The sequence below is a fragment of the Haloferax elongans ATCC BAA-1513 genome (assembly GCF_000336755.1).
GTDB classification, from domain to species: domain Archaea; phylum Halobacteriota; class Halobacteria; order Halobacteriales; family Haloferacaceae; genus Haloferax; species Haloferax elongans.
Genome location: NZ_AOLK01000023.1, coordinates 76,862 through 95,825 on the forward strand (window position 1 = coordinate 76,862; position 18,964 = coordinate 95,825).

11 protein-coding genes are annotated in these 18,964 nt (G+C 50.8%); 4 read left to right on the forward strand and 7 right to left on the reverse strand.

Going from position 1 to position 18,964, the window contains the following annotated elements; all coding sequences use genetic code 11:
- The first annotated feature begins 1 nt into the window (after position 1).
- The 4 genes from C453_RS17005 (at position 2) to C453_RS17025 (ending at position 6,507) form a co-directional block, all read left to right on the forward strand.
- Positions 2–1,279, forward strand: coding sequence for a DNA double-strand break repair nuclease NurA (locus tag C453_RS17005; protein WP_008326441.1), 1,278 nt, complete (start codon positions 2–4; stop codon positions 1,277–1,279).
- Positions 1,276–3,162, forward strand: coding sequence for an ATP-binding protein (locus C453_RS17010; RefSeq protein ID WP_008326442.1), 1,887 nt, complete (start codon positions 1,276–1,278; stop codon positions 3,160–3,162). The genes C453_RS17005 and C453_RS17010 overlap by 4 nt, the downstream gene beginning before the upstream one ends.
- Positions 3,163–4,341: 1,179 nt before the next feature.
- Positions 4,342–4,980: a tyrosine-type recombinase/integrase gene (locus tag C453_RS17020; RefSeq protein ID WP_008326444.1), complete on the forward strand. Its 639-nt coding sequence runs from the start codon at positions 4,342–4,344 to the stop codon at positions 4,978–4,980.
- Positions 4,981–5,451: 471 nt separating this feature from the next.
- Positions 5,452–6,507: a hypothetical protein gene (locus C453_RS17025; protein ID WP_008326445.1), complete on the forward strand. Its 1,056-nt coding sequence runs from the start codon at positions 5,452–5,454 to the stop codon at positions 6,505–6,507.
- Between the two features lie 744 nt (positions 6,508–7,251).
- On the opposite strand, the gene C453_RS17035 is transcribed toward C453_RS17025, so the two are convergent.
- From C453_RS17035 to C453_RS17070, 7 genes are all read right to left on the reverse strand, one after another.
- Positions 7,252–7,632, reverse strand: coding sequence for a hypothetical protein (locus tag C453_RS17035; protein ID WP_008326446.1), 381 nt, complete (start codon positions 7,630–7,632; stop codon positions 7,252–7,254).
- Positions 7,629–9,590: an AAA family ATPase gene (locus tag C453_RS17040; protein ID WP_008326447.1), complete on the reverse strand. Its 1,962-nt coding sequence runs from the start codon at positions 9,588–9,590 to the stop codon at positions 7,629–7,631. The genes C453_RS17035 and C453_RS17040 overlap by 4 nt, the downstream gene beginning before the upstream one ends.
- Before the next feature lie 181 nt (positions 9,591–9,771).
- Complete coding sequence (locus C453_RS17050) at positions 9,772–11,859, reverse strand: DEAD/DEAH box helicase family protein (RefSeq protein ID WP_008326448.1); 2,088 nt, start codon at positions 11,857–11,859, stop codon at positions 9,772–9,774.
- A gap of 200 nt (positions 11,860–12,059) precedes the next feature.
- On the reverse strand, positions 12,060–12,881 hold the full coding sequence (locus tag C453_RS17055; RefSeq protein ID WP_008326449.1) for a hypothetical protein: 822 nt from the start codon (positions 12,879–12,881) through the stop codon (positions 12,060–12,062).
- Between the two features lie 6 nt (positions 12,882–12,887).
- Positions 12,888–13,976, reverse strand: coding sequence for a hypothetical protein (locus C453_RS17060; RefSeq protein ID WP_008326450.1), 1,089 nt, complete (start codon positions 13,974–13,976; stop codon positions 12,888–12,890).
- On the reverse strand, positions 13,973–16,237 hold the full coding sequence (locus C453_RS19675) for an ATP-binding protein (protein WP_083881629.1): 2,265 nt from the start codon (positions 16,235–16,237) through the stop codon (positions 13,973–13,975). Before C453_RS19675 ends, C453_RS17060 begins: the two co-directional genes overlap by 4 nt.
- A 384-nt stretch (positions 16,238–16,621) precedes the next feature.
- Positions 16,622–18,754 (reverse strand): N-6 DNA methylase, encoded by a 2,133-nt coding sequence (locus tag C453_RS17070; protein WP_008326452.1) that lies wholly within the window; start codon positions 18,752–18,754, stop codon positions 16,622–16,624.
- Between the last annotated feature and the right edge of the window lie 210 nt (positions 18,755–18,964).

An 18,964-nucleotide genomic window follows, 5' to 3' on the forward strand; every position in this document is an offset into this window, starting at 1 on the left:
GATGGATTCCGAAGCTGTTGGCACTGTTCGGGAACTGTTCGCCGAGATAGATGCAGCAGTTCCCCGTGAATTAGAGTCGCAGGCCGAACACGCGCGCCGAATGTTCGAATTTCTCGGGCTCGATGGGGGCGTGGTGAAGCCGATAGGCGACCCGACCTACCAGCGGACGCGCATCGATGAGCTTGGAACGTGGGCTGAAGATCCGTGGAGTGGCCAGAGCTACGGAGTCGACGCCAGCACGACCCGTCCGATGGAGTACAACAACGGGATGGTCATCGATGCTGCCCACGCCAAGACTGCCGCAGTTGGCGAATCGGCTGACCGTACAGTTGAACAAGTAGGACAGATTGTCGGCGTAGCATTCCTCGACGACACTGATACGACTCTCCACCGGAAGACCATCGAGGGGGATTACGTCATGGGCGAGTTGGTACGTTTCCCTGAGTCAACCGAAGAGCTACGCAACATCTCTAAGTCGGTGGGGGCAGTAGCCCAGCGCCTAAGCGAGGGGCAGCAAGCGGTCAACTCGCTTGACAGCATCGACGGGGCATTGTTCCTTGACGGGTCTGTCCTGCCACTGGGAATCATTTACTGGGTGCTACTCGACTACGCAGGCGGAAGGTCTCCAGCCGGATCGTGGGGACTCCCAGCCGATATCGTCCGCAACTACGTCGAGATTATCGACCAACAGTACGAGCGCAACCAACCCGTAATTGGCATTGTCAAGACATCGACGATGTCACAGGTGGTCTCCTCACTCAACGAGAAGCTTGATCAGCACGACATCACTGAGGACGGGCAACAGCCAGAGGTGCCGTGGATTCGAGACCATCAGTTCCTTTCCGAAGTGCTTCGATTCGAGAATCTAGACTACCTCACCTACACGTCGTGGTTCGTTAGTGAAGGGCAGAAGATTTCCGGCGAGGTCTACCGACTTCTGGAACCACTGTCGGATGACTTGCAGCACGGTAGCCCAGATGACTACCGGCGAGCGTTTTGCTTTGTCCGGCTCCCAAAGACTGGCGATTTGCTCCGGATTGAAACACCCTACCTGATGGTGCGGGAAGAAGAGATGCGCCGGCAGATTCAGCTGAAGGCACTGAAGGCCATCGCGCAGCGGCGTGGTGTACCGCGTGCCATCCACCGAGCTGACCGACTCGCCCGCATCAGCCAAGAGAACCGAGAGAAAATCCGCGACATGATCAAGCGCACTGAGGCCGCGTACGACCACAATTGGGATGGTCGCTGGCGTAACCTCACCGATGACACAGACCTATGACAGACGACGTAGACGAACTCCTCAACAACGACCCCATAGCCGACGAACAGCAACCCGACCAACCGATTGACTCGGACGACAGCGGCGGAGAGGAAGACTCCACGCTGCGGGAGGATACCTCCATTCCTGAATCTCCTGTGCCCAACGACGGATCAGAACCCACAGATGGAGAAGTTGGGCACGTGCTCGCGAGCGAAGAAATTCGCGTTGCTCGCGACGAGTACAACGTCAACACCTTCGTGACCACTAGCCGGCGCGATGACGTACGGGTGGGCGACTATGTGGAGATTCCGTACCCTGGCGGTGACGATAATTTGTTCTCGGTCATCGACGGCCTGCGATACGAGCCGTATACCGAACTGGACGACAAGTCGGACACGCACAACATTATCAGCAAGGCACGCACCCTCGACGAGTCCGAGTACGTCCTCGTGGCAGAACTCGACCCGATAGCAATCCTCCGTGATCGGGCTGGTGAGTTGGAGCGAGGCATCGTGAACCGTATACCCAAACCGAACACTCCGGTTAACCTCTCTCGCGACGACGAGCACCTCCGTACTGGGCTCAACATCCCACAGGAGGGTATCTTCGCTGGTTACCTCTCGGTCGGTGGCGACCGGATGGAAATCGACGGTGACCCGTTCCCCTACTACATTCAGAACCCCGGCATTGAACCCGACACCGGCGAGATTGAGGACGGTGAACCGGCGGTATTCCGGCATGCGCTCATTGCAGGGTCGACTGGCACCGGCAAGACCCATTTCACAAAAAACCTCCTGAGGCAGTTCGTCAGCGGCAAGCGGTATCCCGTGGATGTTGGCTCGGACAGCGAAGTGGAGCGCAGCAGGCTCAATGTCGTCATCTTCGATCCGGAGAACGAGTACTGGGAGATGCGCGGCAACAACCCGGCGCTGACCGACGATCTGCGTCAACGGCTGCGCAACCAAGACATCGAATTCGACGGTGTCGACGACTTGGAGGTGTTCGTTCCGGATGTCGACCACACTCGAAGCCCCTCGACCGAAGAGAGTCAACAGCTTACTATCCCGTTCTCCATTGCGAAGCACGAGCCACAACTCCTGATGCCGTTCGACCAGATGTCGGACGTCACTCGTGGGGCCATCACTAGCTGTCTTGACGCGTACTTCAGTTGCTTCGACGAGGACAACGACGACTGGTCTACACGCACCATTCCCAAGCCGACGTACGAGGACTTCGTCCAGTTCCTCGACGAGCATGAACACGAGGACAGCCAGCTCCGCCAGTGGAACAGTATCGGCGACGGAACGTGGGACGCAATGTGCCGGCGCACAAAGCAACGCGAGTATTTCGATGTCTTCGACACGGGTACGAACCCCTTCCCCGAAATCTCCGACCAGATCTTCCGCGAGGGGCAGGTTACGGTCATCCCTACGAGCCATCTCAGAGGGGAGAAAGAGTATCTCGTCGTGCTGTCGATTCTCTCGTACATAATCGAGAACAAGATTGACGACTTTGGTGTTGACCCCGCAGTCAAGAGCACGCCAATGCTTGTGGCGGTTGACGAGGCCCACAACTACTTCTCAAGTCCATCGAACATCCGTGAGGCCTACATTGTGGGGAAGGCCCGGGAGGCCGTCAAGCAAGGTCGGAAGGACAAGCTAGGCCTGTTAATGATTACGCAAAATCCCGGCGACATCGACGGGGACATTCTCAAGCAAGTCAACACCAACGTCTTCCTACAACTCCGCAACGAAGTCGTTGAGGATGTGCCGTCAGTTCCGCGCGGTTTCCGAAAAGACATCCCGAAATTCGCCAAGGGTCAGGCCGTCGTTAAGGCTCCTGACGTGGAAGCAGTGGAAGTCGTCGGACTCCCTTACTGCCTTACTCGTCACGACAACTGAGCCGCTTTACCCAAACTTCCAGCTTAGGAATCCGCACGGAACTATACGAAAAAGATACGAATCCTCTTTTCAAGGTGCCATTTACCAGTAGTTCTAGCCGAGCAATGGTGGCGGTCAAGGGCGATGTCGCGCACGATGCTGAGCAGTGGTGTGCGGATGTGATCTTGAAGTGTGAGTCGAGATAATGACGTGGCACTGCGAGTTGGAACTGTGATGTGAGAGTGTGAGCTGTGCAGGTCACAACTGACTGTGGTGTGTGAGAGTCACATGTGCGTGTGGCAGGACACTATGACGTGTGGTTGTGACCTGTGTCCTCGCCAGTAATGAACTGAGGTGCGTGTGTCGATTTCATTTCGATTGTGGAGTCTTCATTTCGACGACTGCCCCTTCATTTCGAATACGGTTCCTCACAGTAGCGAAGCGAGGTGTGTTGACTCTATCGTGAGCGGGGCGGGCTAGCCGGCTAGCGCGACAACGGCTGGAATTCTATTGTTCCCCTTGGAAATCTTGTTCGTTGATTCTCTACCCGTAGGTATGACTGGCGACGACATCGACGGCGGTGACCCTGATATCCTGTGATTGCGAGTCAATCAAATCGATCATATGACGCATCAGCATGTGAATCTCATTCAGCAGCTGAGTCACGAAGCTGTACCGGCTGACTCGATTCCTGTCCGCACAATAGAGTTGCTGGTCGAACTTGGTCTGGTTACTATAGACGACGGTCAAGCGCGACTGGTTCCGGATGGTGTGGTGTTCGAGTCGCTCGTCAGCCCCGATGGCGTGACCTCAAGTGTGCATCGAGACTTCTCTGACTCTGAACGCTACGGAGGCTACAACAAAGAAGTGGAGCTCAAGAACGCCGATCTGACCCCAGACCGGAAACCACGCGATGAGTAAGTGTGTCGCATTACTCTGTCTGTTTGTCGCGCTCGCCGGTCTTACCTGTTCGAAGAGTGGGCGTGGCGCGGTATTGGTCGGGTTAGACGCGTCTGTGTGGCGATTATCGCATGTATCGAGGAAAAGCCGACATTCTCAGTTTGGGTTTCTTCTAACAGAATCCAAAACTGAAGCGCCTTTTCGACGTTATTTCGAGTCAAACCCCGGAGTCAAACACCCAACTTTGCAGATTCCAAAACTGACCCGGCTAGTTAAGTTGTTCCAGAAACAACAGAATATATGAGCAAAAAAGCAACAGTACACCGGTACATTCACCTCGACGAAGTAGATCCGCTCCGCGACGCTGCCCACGACAGAGACCTCAGGTACGACAGTCTCGGTCGCCGAATTCGCGACGAAGTTCTCATCGTTCTGGCCATTGACCTCGGACTTCGCGCCGCAGAATTGCGCGGGCTCAAAGAGTCGATGTTCCGGCTGAACGCCGAAGAGGTACAGATTCCGGGGCATGTCCAGAAAGATTACCCGAACGAGGACATCAGCCCCGGCAGCGTCACGATGCGGCTAGACCCTTACAACCACTTCGGGACGGTGCGGCTCTTGAAGAGCTACTTCAACTCTGAGTGGCATCGAGAACGAGGCAGCGACTACGTCTTTCCCTCGCGCCAAAGCGACCAGATGACAACGGAATCGATGCGGAACATCGTCGAAGACCTTGCAGTTCATGCAGACACCACGGTGCACCGGAGCGATGGGGAGTCAGCTGACCCATCGGAACTCCATCCACAGGCACTCAGGCACTCGCTGTCAAACTATATGTTGGGTGACCCAGATACCCGGCTTGTAGACTTGCGGAACAGACTTCGCCACCGTAGTATATCGACGACAGAACGAGTTTATGAGCACTTCCAACGTCGTTGAAGCTCACCACACGTCGTCACCTGAAGAGCGAATTATTCTACTAATCTGATAGCAACCGTTCGCAATCTACCAAGAATCATCCGTCTGCCGACCCCCACTTGCACGGCAAGCTACCAGACTAGCGGCTCCAAACAAGAATCTACCCGATAGATCGGGTACGCATAAACAACGACCCACCACGGGTGGTTGTCTATTTAGTTTTATATTTGTGTGAGCTTTTATTTTGCATGGTGGGTGTATATCTTCAGTTGTTGTAAGATGGTCATTTTGGGGTTTGAGGCGTGCTCGCAGCGAAAATCTCCGGAGAGATTCCGTGTAAGAATGAGGGGTTACAGATAGGTATTTTTGTGACGGGAAATTGTCTGTAAGACTCGTTGAAAAAGCGTGTAACACCGGACTGGGCCATATTGTTCGAGTCACTTGGAAGTCTTCCGCTCAACCTTTATTTACACAGCACAAATTGTTGGTAAGATGTCGGGTTTCCCTAAACAAAACGTCCAGTTGGCGAGCCACGAGAAGCTATTCAACCATCCACAATGCCCAACCGAGTTTCGGCGAGCGTCTGTTGTCCAGACTATCCAGGCAGGGCAACACAAACGGGCGAGAAGACAGCTAAAACGTGCATACAAACAGCTGTTCGCCTTAGACGACTATGATTTCCAGTTTTTGCTCTATTTAGCGGATCTGCGCAATCAGATCAACGCGTTCTCCCCTGTCAGCAAAACCGACCCGGACACAGGTGAGGTTTCTCACGGATGGACACAAACGCTCATGCAAGGCCATGGAGCTCTAAGAGACTACTTCAACGCGGACATCGAGAAGCTAATCGAGGCCGGATTACTGTATTATCCTAGCATCGATGGAATACAGCGAAAGCGGCTGATTCGCAAACCGTACTATTGCATAACGAGGGAGGCACTGGATTGTGTCAACAAGAGTGTGCAAGGGCCCGACATTGGGGACTTAGGGGAGTCAGTGACCCACTCGCTTGGATGTCGTCTCGTAGCTGAATATTTGCGGCGTGCAGTTGAGCAACAGACCGGCGACTCAGTACGCGTCGAATACTTCGTAGAGAGATTAGTAGATGAACATACCGTTGACGTTGTGGCGTTGAAGGAAACCCCGGACAACCAGGGAATGAAGGTGTTTGCTGTCGCCGAGGTCGAAACAGGACTCAACAGAGAGAACGAGGTGCTGGCGGACATGGCGAAGTTGGGGCAGGTTGATTCTCCGAGAAAGTTATGGGTGGCACCGACGCGCCAGTTGGTGAACCGGATGCTGAACGTTGTGTTGAAGCGTGACTGGTATGATATTGACCCGGTGCCGCAGGATCTCCCACTTTTGACTGGTGAGGGGATTCTACACAATACTAACAGGCGGTTGCGAGATGCCGAATATACGCCGGAGGATGTACAGTGGACAGATGTCCCGCATACACCGGTGACTGATGTATTATCGTATATGGATTTGTACGATATATTGAAGAACCAATTTGATGCGTCGATGTTCGATACACCGTGCGTGTAAATGGTTGTCTAGGATGACGAGGTTACATTTCTATTGAGGAAAGCGGATGCGTGTTGCCTGAGAGAGCTAAGGGCGTAGCTCTAATACTCCCGAATTCAGGGCGTCTCGCACAGGTTCTGGTGGATCGCCATCCTCCCATACGTACACTTCTATTTCGACGGCTGACGCGAGATCGTCGTAGAGTCGATACTCGATGCGGCCAAGGATATCTGAATCGGGGATGTCCTGCCAGCCGTCCCATTCTTCGTCGTTTTGCGGTCGTCTGATGGCTAATCGCATATCAGATGGCTATACAACCAACACCATATATTTTCCGAAGAGAAGAGTCACACAAAAAAGTCACACATCGCACTCATGTATCACAACCACAGGTCACACTCACGTGTGACTCCAACACATCACAGTGAAACATCACAGACAAAACTCACACTCGCGTATCGAATTAACTAGACACACTCTGCTTCATCACTGCCTCTCCTACCGAACTACAGCGGACGTAAATCCCGCCATCGCAAATCAACAACCTCCCTACTGCCCTCCAACTCAACATGGTATAGCACTGAATCTCGAACATCACCTGTCTCAAGACCGGCATCATCTTCTAGTACTCCAATCACTGTCCCGTGATGTCCATGGAGGCGTTCATGATCGACGTCATCCTTGTTAGGGATATCAACTCGAACTTCGTCACCCACGTTAATCCAATTCATATATTTATATTGACTGAAAGAACCAGCAAAAGAATTAGAGGAGCCTCTCGTAATCGAAGTAATCGTTGTTGTCTATGTCGTTGGCGATGATATCGACACCACCAGCATAATACTCCCTCAAGAGCGTTACGAGTTCCTCGCCGGACTTCTCGGGGTGCTTAATTTCGATGAGCGTTTTCAACACACCCTGAGGATCGAGAGACCCGATACTCGTTCGGTCGGCCCCATCCAAGCTGTGTTCACTTCTGTTATCCACCTCTAAACCAACAGCAACTGCGAGGTCAATAATACGACTGACAGCGAGGTCATTCTCGTCTTCGTTTCGGAATTCTTCGTTGACGTGCTTCTTGATTTTAGTGAGCTTTTCGCTGTCAGCGTGGATGGTGGCTCCGCCTTCGATATCGTCGAAACTCATTGGTCGACCAACTCCATTGTCGAATCCATGTTCTTGTCGGGTTTGATAACGTAATGCACCCCAATATGATTCTTAATCGATTCCTCGAGTTGTTGGAGTTCGGCGTCGGTCACCAACAACACAATTGGTTCCTCAAGCGTCGTAAAGAACTGCCCCTGCGCACGACTGTTGTCAAGGTCTAGCCGGCCAGCTACGGTGTCGAAGACAATCGTCGTGGAGTACTTTGCATACTCGTTTAGCCCGAAGATGAACGACAACGCAGTCAGTTGGGTCTCGCCTGCCGACGGCGGGTGGTCGTTCATCGCCTTCTTCGAGCCGTTGTTTTTCACTAGCTCAAGAACGAACGAGTCGTCATCCTCGGCATCACCAGCGAAGTCGATCCCTTTGTAACGTCCTTTGATGAACTCGGACTGACTGACCTGATTGAAGACTTCATCCATCTTCAGCTTGATAGCCTCGCGTTTCTGTTCGATGTGGGCCTCGCGAATGCCATCTAAGTGGTCAATGGCTCGTTCTGCGGCTTCGATTTTTTCGATGGTGTCGTCGATGGTTTTCTGCCCCGACTTTTTCTGTTTCTCCCGCTGGATACGACTACGCTCACTTTGTAGTTCTTGGATTTTTTCCGCCTTATCGTCGAGCCCGTCTTGAATGTCACTGAGGCGCGATTCTAATCGATTGATGTTCTCCTTGTACCGTTGTTTTTGCCCTTCGGCATCGGTAGGGCGACCGCCAAATTCCTCCATCAACTCCTGGCGTTTACTCTCCTCTTTCCGGATCTCGTTTCGGAGGCGTTGAATTTCGCCCATCACTCCACCTGGGATGCGTTTCGGAGAGGTAGCGCTATTCAGGGTGTTGATTCGCTGACGTAGCGAATGGATTTGATCAGTGAGCGAATCTTCCGATTCAACGTCTTCACCGCCATTCGCATGTACCTCGGGAACAGCATCGACGTGTTCCTCACCACAAATGGGACAACGCCCATCCAGTGCCTCCTGCTGAAGCTCTTGGACAATCTCTTGCTTGTGTACTGATGACCGGAGTTCGGTCAGGTCATCGGCACGTTCCTGCAAGTCGTCGACGATGTCGTCGATCGTGTCTTCGAGGATGGCATATGGAAGTTGAGTCCATGCATCGCGGAGCTCGTCGAGTTCGCTCGCTTTATTGGCCTTCTGTTGCGCGATGTTATCTTCTCGAGACTGGAGTTGTTGGGCGAGTTCGTCGTCATATTTTTCGAGCTCCTCACGCGTTTCCTCGAGAGTTCTCTTCTTGTTTCCACGCTCGTCACGGAGCTCATCCCGCTCTTTTTCCAACTCGGTGATCTCGTCGCGAATCTTCTTGTATTCCTGGTTGAGCTCCTCACGCTCACTCTTCTCCTCGCGTGCTCGCTCCAGTTCTGGGTCGTACTTGTTGTCGATGACGTACTCCAAGTCTTCCTTGGCGTGGATGATGGCTTGGTGCTTGAGGATAGTCTCGATATCCTCCTTGACCTTTCGACCCGTTTCGTCATCGATGAGCTTGCGAATGCGCTCGCCGTCGAGGAAGAAGAAATCCTTCAGCTGCTCCGGTAGAAGTTCATTGATCTCATCTTGTGCTCGTTCCCCCTCGTATCTGTTTTCACCGTCTATGACTAGCTTGAGGTCTTCATAGGCACGCTCGAGGTCGGGATTGAATGTGGAGATTTCGCGCCGCAGGAGATGATCGATGTTGTCTTCGGTGAACTTTATTTCGACAAACAACTCGCGTTCGTCTTCCTCTCGTGCAGTTGCATTCCAATTTTGGCGGAAGTTGTCGTACTCGGAGTCTCCGTATAGTCCCCATTGAATTGCTTTGTGGAAGCTGGTTTTCCCAGCGCCTTGGGGGCCTTCGATGATATGGATTTGACCGTCTGAGAGGGTAAAATCGACTTCTAGGTCTCGATATGGGCGGAAATTCCGCACTTTAACGCGCTCAAATTTCATTCGTGTTAGTCTCGGTCGTTAAGATATTCGTTAATGAAGTTGTCCATGTGGCGCTTTTTATTTTGGCGTGTGCCGTGGTGTACACGTGGGTTTTCCCACTCTAGGATCTTCGTAACCAACTCGCGCTCGTGGGCGTCGTCAATTTCCTCTTGGACTATTTCTCGTAAGTCCCTATCGAGAGTCATTCGTATACAGCAACCTGATTGCGGAGTCTTATAATATCTAGGTCATTTTGCTCTCGGTTCCATGCGGCCTCGTTCATTCGCTCAACCCGAAGTAATTCCTTATTGATCAGGTTAACTTCGGCAGTGCTCAAGTCCGCGTGTTGGAATTCAATCTCTGCCTGGGCGACAGGTAGTGTGATGAAGTCGTGTATTTGCGCACGGGTCTCCTCCTCAGCTTTCCGTAGCACTCGTCCCCGTCGCTGAACGGCCTCTCGTTCCGACATTGAGTTTGCGACCAACACTGCCGAGTCGCATTCTGGAACGTCGATTCCCTCGTTGAGAACGTCGATGGAGACAAGCGTGTCGAGGAACCCGTCTTCGAAGTCGGACATGAAACCATCCCGCTCATCGGACGAGAGAGACCCAAAGAACAGCCCAATGTTGCGTGCCGAGGATTCGTCGATGACGGATTTTACCCTACGAGCATGGTCTCGAGTGTTGCAGAACACCAACGTCTTGTCTCCCAACCCTTCGATAACATCAGCGGTCACCACGTCTTTCGCTTGGCACTCTTTCAGCACACGAGCTCGCTCCATGATTGCACCGCGCAGCGGTGGGTTTCGATCAGCCACCTCTGTAATGGGGTCGTTCTCGGAGCTCCGGTATCGCAGGTATTTCTGAGCAATATCCTTCGACAATTCGTTGTACTCCTCACGCTCAACTGGGTTTAGCGTCACAACGTGGACATGGTACTCGTACTCGCTGAGTACACCATAGTGTTCAATGGCATCCTCAAGCGTGATGGTGTCGACGACATCACCGAAATATCGCTCGATGAATTCGTCGCCGTCGTCACCGCGCTCTGGTGTTGCACTCAACCCGATCCGACCGCCGGTCGGTTGAAACTGATCGAGCACTGCTCTCCTGCGTTCTGAACCCACATTGTGCACCTCGTCGGCGATGAGAATCTGCTCCGACGGGTGTGTTCGAGAGCCGACCATCTCGAATATTTTTTCCATCGTATCCGGATACATGGTTGAGACAACGACCAACGGCGCATCCCGGTCGGAGAGTAGCATATCGTAGAGATTCTTCGACCAGTCCTCGTCTCCAGTGCACTCAATCACAACCGAATTAGGGAAGAACTGCCCGACGTTATCGGATGAAGCCCATTGTTTGACTAAATCAGTAGTTGGAGCGAGAATGACGATAACAGAGTCATCCGTGGCGACCTCTGAAGCAGAAAACAGGGACGTCCAGGTCTTCCCGGTGCCAGTTGCGTGCTCTAGGAGAATTCGGCAGCCATTTTCGAGGAACAGGTCAATAGCATCTTGTTGGTACGGACGTGGTGTTGGGCCTTCGTCCTGTTTCTGGGCTGCACTTGTAATCTCATCCCAATCGGGTTCGTATCTGGGCTTGTACTCCAAAATATTCGATTCAACGGCTTCAGGAAATTCGAAGATTCGGGCGCCAACAGCACGATCGTCCCACAATGACCCGAACTCGCTCTGGTGACTTTCGACCTTGGCGGCTTCATCCCAGTCCTCCGTCGGGTGGGTAACCCAGCTTCTGTTCAGGTCGAGAGACTCTCGGTTTCTCTGAAGGGCCTTGAACGACTCATTTGGCGACCCCACAACTGAGATGCTTGTGTTGTCATCCGAGAATATCGCGACTTTCTGGTGCCACTGACCATAGTCGCTACTTCGTGGCCGTTGGTTCTCATCGACGATTGCACCGACCTTGATGTCCAAGATATCGTTGGCAATCAACCACGCCAACGCCTCCAATACTTCTTCGGAGCTACCGTTCTCTACCTCCTCCCAGTCGATCTTGTCGACCAACACGTCGTCTGTCTTACCGCGTTCAATCGCCTCAATGTCGGACGGAAATAGTTCTATCCCGGTGATTAGCCGAATCTTCCCGTCGTTGTCGATGAACTGCTTCAAACCCTCCGAGAATATAGAAAGCACTGAGGATGAGAAATCGCCTGTAATGCGATCGTAGGCGGTGCTGCGTTGGAGGGCAGGGATGAAGAACTCTCGTAGATGGTCGGTACTGCCGGGATAGTACCCGTCCCACTGATAGTCACGGAGAGACACTTTCATCGGAAATCGACACGTCGCCTATTGAATCCTTTCCACAGACGGCTGCACACGTGACACTTCTTCTTTATGGCTGTTCAGAATCTGACCCAGGTACTCATCGATCCAACCCCTCACTGTGGTCTCGTCTTTGTCCTCCGCCTGAGCAGCCTTACACAATTAGTCGAACAATTCAGCTAACCGGGCTTCAACCAGCACGTCATTTAGATGCTGTTTGAGAAGCTATTCGTAGTCCGTGTGGCTACCGTTTTTCGGGAGAGATTACTATTCTCACTTGCATGAACATACCACCATTCAGGCAACATACACTGATTGCTTTGAGGTTCAGGTTCGTAGCATTCATCTGGATACTTTGGTAGCTTCTCCAATTCACCCGCCAATTTACCAGGCCACTCAACCTCCTCTGGAAGCTCTTTTGTTAACATATATGTGAGGCCTCCAACATCCACTGGCGCACTCGGTATCCTGGGGGAATCTAGAACCTCTATATCAACTATCTCCTCATTTTGAATGGCATATTGTTGTTCCAGAACGTCTAACTCGATTGATTCTGGGTCGTACTGCACATGGAATATCGGATGTCCATCGTCGGGTGGGAACTCAAAATCAAAATGATATCCATTCTTTATTTCGGCAGGGAATAATCCTGTACTCGGGTTGCGACCGTCTAACACTTTCAAATAGACAACCCTCATTGTGGACTTGGAAGTCTGATAAACGATTCCGTCATCAGTTTCTCGTCCAACGATAGTTTGTTCAAATACTGCCCCAATATGCAATTTCTGAACTTCTAATCCATCATCTGAAGGATATGGGATTCCTGTAAATTGGAACATCGCCCCTGGTGGGCTCTCTACTTCTAATCCTTCCTCACTCTTGTTAATATCTATCAAAAGGTCAGGGTCGTTACTCACAGAGACGTTCAAAACATTCTTCAGTTGGTTACAAAAGCTATTGAATTTAGAGAATACCTCTCCCTGGTGATCTCCACCTAGCTGCTTGAACTCTAAGTCTCTGTCAGCCATTGTCACCTACTGCATCCACGGGTTATACTCCGCATGCTTGGCCACACTTATCCGCGATCGAGTAGCCCCCATGGGCAACCAACCACCACCATCTTTTGAATGTTCCTTACATACCGGTTTTTGAATCATCACTCCATAATACCTTGCCTCATGATCACCACCCATCTCCTCATCGTGACATTTAGAGGTATTAATTGGGTCGCAGTCAAGACGCTTAAATAATTCTGGCCCATCTGGAATTCCACTATCCTCAGCAGTCATGTGGTTCGCCCGAATTTGATCTATTTGTGGCTTCCACCACCATTGACCCATCTCTGAAAATGGGCCCTCATACAATGCGTCGCTAAATGGCTCCTGATACTGCTTGTCATCCTCAAATGCTTCGTAATCCACGTTGAGATAAGCAGCTGTGGCGACCGGATTCAATAAGCCACCTGGGAACTCCAAGAGTTCATTATAGATCCAATATCCGAGCAACGTGGTGAATTGACGGTCTTTCTCAGCTTCAGACATCCCGTCAATCTGTCCAACTATTGTTCTCGGATTCCCCCATTTGTATTGATCCATCTGCGACCTGACTGCTTCGTCCGCACACAAGATTTCAGCAATTGGATGTTGCTGTTCAGCCCCCTTTAACGAGAGGTACTTTGTCCGAATTTCTCGAAATGCCCGCGCAATATTAGCTGCATCTGCCGCTAACCGCTCGTAATCACGACTTGGGTCAAGTTTGACAACATCTTCTTCATATTCTTCGATACGTCGTTTCGTTTCGTCCTCTGAAGTCCGTTCTCGGTGATAGATACATAATGGAATATTCTTTTCATCACATACCTCACGGACATCCTGTTGTCGAACACCGTGATCAGTATCCTCGGTCAGATCTTCATCTAATATAACTAAAAGTGGAGATTCTGTATCACCTAATTCTTCCCTTAATGGCTCTATCACATCAAATGTCTCGAACTCAGGGCCTGGGTCAAAACCTTCGATATTCAAGTCTTCTCCGACTGTCTCTTCTTCCCAAGCCTCCTGAAACTTCTCAGAACGCTCTGGTCTATCCTCGAATAAAACGACTCGTTGCGTGTTGAGTGTCATCTAGGATACCGTACTTCGAACGCCGTTTCATATGGCTCTGGTGGTTCTACCAGTTCAATTTCGCCACCCTGTGTCCCCACAACATTCTTCACAATATACAAACCAAGTCCAGCACCAATACTGCCTGGGCCTTCTACATTTGTCGTCGAGTATAGCGGATCAAACATTTTATCCTTCTCGTCCTCGCTAATTCCGCTTCCATTGTCGATAACTCGGAGTTTATGATAATCAGGTGTGTTCTCGGCCTCGAACCTGATCTTGTTCCCCTCTTCCGGGGCAGCATCTTCAGAAACAGCCTTAATTGCATTAGTGAAAAGGTTTGTCACTACTCCAGAATATACAGCGACATTCATCGTCGGCCCCTCTAACGAAAAATCAATTGTGTTTTCAACCGTAATTGAACGCCGCTTAGTGTAAGACTCAAACCGATTCACGACGTGTTTGACTTGCATCTTCGGATTGAGTTCCTCAGTCTCATCCCCCTCTGACAGACCCTTCATGAAGTTCTCAGCATACCCCAAATGCTGTTTATAGTCCTCTATTGTAGATTCCGTCTTCTCAACCACCTCCTGCGTCTTCTCATCTCGTTCTTCAGTTGGTATCGATTTCCAGTGCCGAACCAGTTCCTGAGCGTTGTCCAAAATCATTGATGACTCATGGCTCATAAACGCGGATACTGCTCCGAGTAAGTTCATCGACTCGATGGCTTTTCGCGCCTCACGCTCAGCTTCTACTGACTCCTCTGCTTGCTCTTTCAGATCTTCGACTTCTCCAACTAGCTCTTCTTTCTCTGAAGGATCAACACTTGACGAGGACTGGATTATATCCAACGTCGACTTAGCTACTTTGTCAAGCTTCGATCGACTCCGATTCGCTTTCTCGATTCTTTCCTTTCGCTCAGCCTGTTTATGGATAATTCCTACTCCTTCGAGTGCACCGCGCACGATAGCTTGGAGCTGATAGAAGGCAGCATTTTTGATGAATCCTTGTCGATCCATTGCTGGTACTAGCCGATCTATTTCGTCCTCTTCAGCCCCTTCTCCAGGTCGGTAACTGGATACTTCCACAGATCCCAAGAGTTGGTTCTTCCGCGGTAGACTCAGCTGGGCACTAACAATATCAATATTCAATTCTCCGCTTGGGAACAACACTTCTGTAATTGGAGAACGCCAATTTCGTTCACGTCGAGCATGGGATTCAGAAAGGTTCAGCCAGTCATTCCCTTGGTCACCATACGGAGGCATGCGGAACCCTTTATCCATCACTCGCACACCTCCGTTCTCTCGAAGCCATGTTCGAACTTGACGACCGTCTATTGTTTTCATCCCTCTAAATTGGCCTGACGACTGGTCGAAATAGCGAATTTCGCCGTCTAGTTCACCAACATTGTTCTCATCCAGCTCATAGGTATACTCAGAGGCCCCTTCAAATGACTCAGCTTGATGCTTGTACCGGTAAGTGAGGGTATTCCCATCAAGATTGATTTCGGCAACAGCAGTCCATCGATCATAAATCTCTTTGGCTGGACTCTCAGTGACATCCCCCTTACCAGGTGGAGCGAAATACACTGAAAAGCCAGGGTCTTCTCCAGATTCAGAAGCTACATTTGATGGCTCTGGCTCATAAGGTGCTGACACGATATCCAAGACACCATTTGAAACTTCCTCAAGGCCCGATTGCGACCAATCATCTCGTAACGCAGATATCTGGAGACGAGTTCCTTCATCAGATTCGTCAACATCGTCAAATAGACGGTATTCAATTTCCATCTCACTGAGCCCGGAACCACTTTCAAACTCACGCCAATCGAAGTTTGCTACTAACCGACGATGTTCGCCAGCGTTAGGATCGTATGCGACCGATTCTAACTTTAGTTCCAACCCTAAGTTACGAACTGCGAATCGACCAACGCCTTTGGAGCCCGTGACCTCGCGATTGTACTTCCGACTGGTGGGCTTTTTACTTCTGTTAGATGTCGCGATCGTCATCCAGTGATCACGGAATTCTTGTTCAGTCATCCCATGACCATCGTCTTTCACGACAAGGGTTTTACCACTATCAGCTAGCCAAATATTGCACTTTGTTGCATCTGCATCATACGCATTCTTAATGAGTTCGGCAAGCGCCACTTTACGCGAGGCTATCAGCCGCTCTCCGAGTTCAGACAACAACTGGCTATCACTCGAAAATCGAACAACCTCACGGTCGATTGGCTCAACTTGGGACACTGCTAATACTTTGTATTTTGAGAGGAACAGCATAAAGCTTCTCGGCTACGTCGCTCAATAACGTTCTTTGGTACATCCTCGTTGCAGGCCAACTGACGATAGTTAGTAACGGCTCTGCTTCTGCATCAACTCAATTAGAGAAACACGACTTCTGGGACGCTGAGTTCCTTGTCGATCAGATTAGCTATCGGACTGTTCTCGTTCAAGTAGGTTTGCGCGGTTAGGTCAACCACCTGATCGAAAGCTCATTAAGGAGTGTACCTCGAAATGCGTTGATCACTTCGATAATTCCTGGGCCAATAGTCACGCACACGCGGATAAATCAGTACCTGCCAAAGACGGCATTAAGCTCTCAGTGGAAAGAAAACCCATCGAGGAGACTGCGAATTAGATAATGACGTTCGTTTCTTATTGAATTCAATCCACAGACGACTGCACACGTGACACTTCTTCTTTATGACTGTTCAGTATCTGGCTCAGGTACTCATCAATCTCAGCCATTACTGTGGTCTCGTCTTCGTCCTCCGTCCGAGCAGCCTTACACAATTGGTCGAATAATTCAGCTAATTGGGACACCTGTGTGTTGGTTAGTTCGTTCGGGTCGATGACTGGAATCTGCTTAAGCTCATTCGGCTCGATTTTTTGCAAGCCCTGCGCGTACGTCCGGCCACTCTGTGCCACGATCTGGTCAACAATATTGCTGTTGAGATACGCACAAATCGCACGTATTTGTCGGTCTGAGTAATCTTCGAAATAGATACTGTGGAGGTTATTGAGGTTCCGAGCGTCGGTTTTGTTGTGGATGAATCGAAATCCACTCTGAGTCATGTATGTTGCCCAAACGTCAGCGGGCTCACGGCGGTCTACACGGTACCAGACCGCTCTAGATTGGGCAAGGTAACTCTCGTCTGCTCCCTGTTTGAGGCCAGATTTCAGATACTCACGTACGCCGTCTCCACCGAGTGAACTCGTCTCGCCATTGACGTGGTACAACAACCACGTTTCTTTGTTCTTTTTTCGCCACTCGTCGAAATCCAGTTGTGTACAGTCATAGTGTTCTACGCTGGTTGCATTACGGATGAGCGGAGAGAGATATTGATCGTCGATGTCCCACTTTTCAACCTGTTTGTCAGTCAGACAGAAGTAATCATTATTCCCTGTAGCAATGCCGCGCTTTAGACTGCCGATATCACTGAGTGGTTTGAGATCTGGGAAGCGTGTGACAGGATCTGGATCGAAGTACTTTGTCCACTTCTCATCTGGGTCTAGCTGACCCTGTTCGGTGACCCAGACGGTTCCGAAGTCGCATTCTGATGCGCCTGTTTCGATTACGTTCACAAGGTCATCTGCGTCCGGCCATTTGTCAAGTTCGATGAAGCGTGTGTGGTTCTTCTCATTGGGGTTGTCCTGACGTTCGAGCAGGGTAATACAAGATGTGGTGTGGACATCCTCGAAAGTGAGTGAGTCGTGGTCGTGGAGGATGACAGCGTTGATATTGAAATTGTCCAGAAGATACTCCTTGAGCGGGGTGCCGTAGTTCGTCTCGAGAAACTCTGACGGTGTTAGGAATGCCATTCGTCCCCCTTGCTTCAGGAATTGTGTTGCGTGGATGTAGAAGTAGAGATACATGGGCGACTGCCCTGACAGTGAGAGACCGCCAGCTTCCTCTTGGACTTTCTTTTTAATCCAGGCCTTGTCTTCTTGACTCAGTTCGTGGTGGCGAGAGTATGGAGGGTTAGAGACAAGCGAATCCATTTTCTCAGGTACTGACGGAGAGGGCTTGCTAATGTGTCCTTTCGATTCGGGCAAGTCGATTTCGAGAAAGTCGCGATGGTAGAAATTCGGAGTTCCATCTCCGTTGATGAGTTTGATTGCGGTAGTAGACATCACCACTGCAAGCGGATTGACGTCCACACCATACATCTCGCGAACACTGCTTTTGCCACAGTGGCTTTGTTTCCGTTTATACGCTCTCGCTGTCAGTGCGCCTGCACCCATTCCGGGGTCAAATACGGTGTCATCAGCACTGGTTATTGCCCAGTTGGATAGCACCTCGGCGACGTGTTCTGGTGTGCGAAACTGGCCGAGCTTCCGTCGGGATTCCTGTAGGATGATAGATTCAAACAACCATCCGATTGTTTCGGCTGGATCGTCTGCATCGACGAGCAGTTGACGTAGTTCGATAATCTCTCGTAGTGTATCTGTATCAGCGGTGAATGCTACCTCGTCGAGGATGCACTCTTTGAACGCGTTATTGCCGATGATGGATTTTGCCTCCGCAAAACACTCGCGAATGTCGTTGTCTTCGTTGAGGCTTTTTAATTCATAGCCGTCAAGTCGGTATTGGGAGTAGAGTGTGCTTTTAAGCAGGACGTTGAATGCAGCTTGGCGCGCAACGGTCAATAGCGGTTTTTCCGTTCGGTCGAGACCATGATATGATGTCCAGTCATTGAGGCGAGCCTCAATGTCGCTGTCTGCTGGTTCGAATTGAGCATAGATAGCGTCTCCACCTTGGAAAATGGCATCTATTAGCGTCGATTCCTCAGACATTTGTTTATATATGTGATTGTGAAGTACACGGGAGTTTTTATAGTTATTCACCAGCGTCGGGTGCCGATTAGTAGTTGTCGACGTGACTAAGACATTGATGATTGGAACTTGCCGTGCCACAGTTTAACGTGGTCGCCATCACACTCACACCTCACAGCGACAAGTCACAGTCACGCATCACACCCACACCCCTATACACGTTTTTAACAT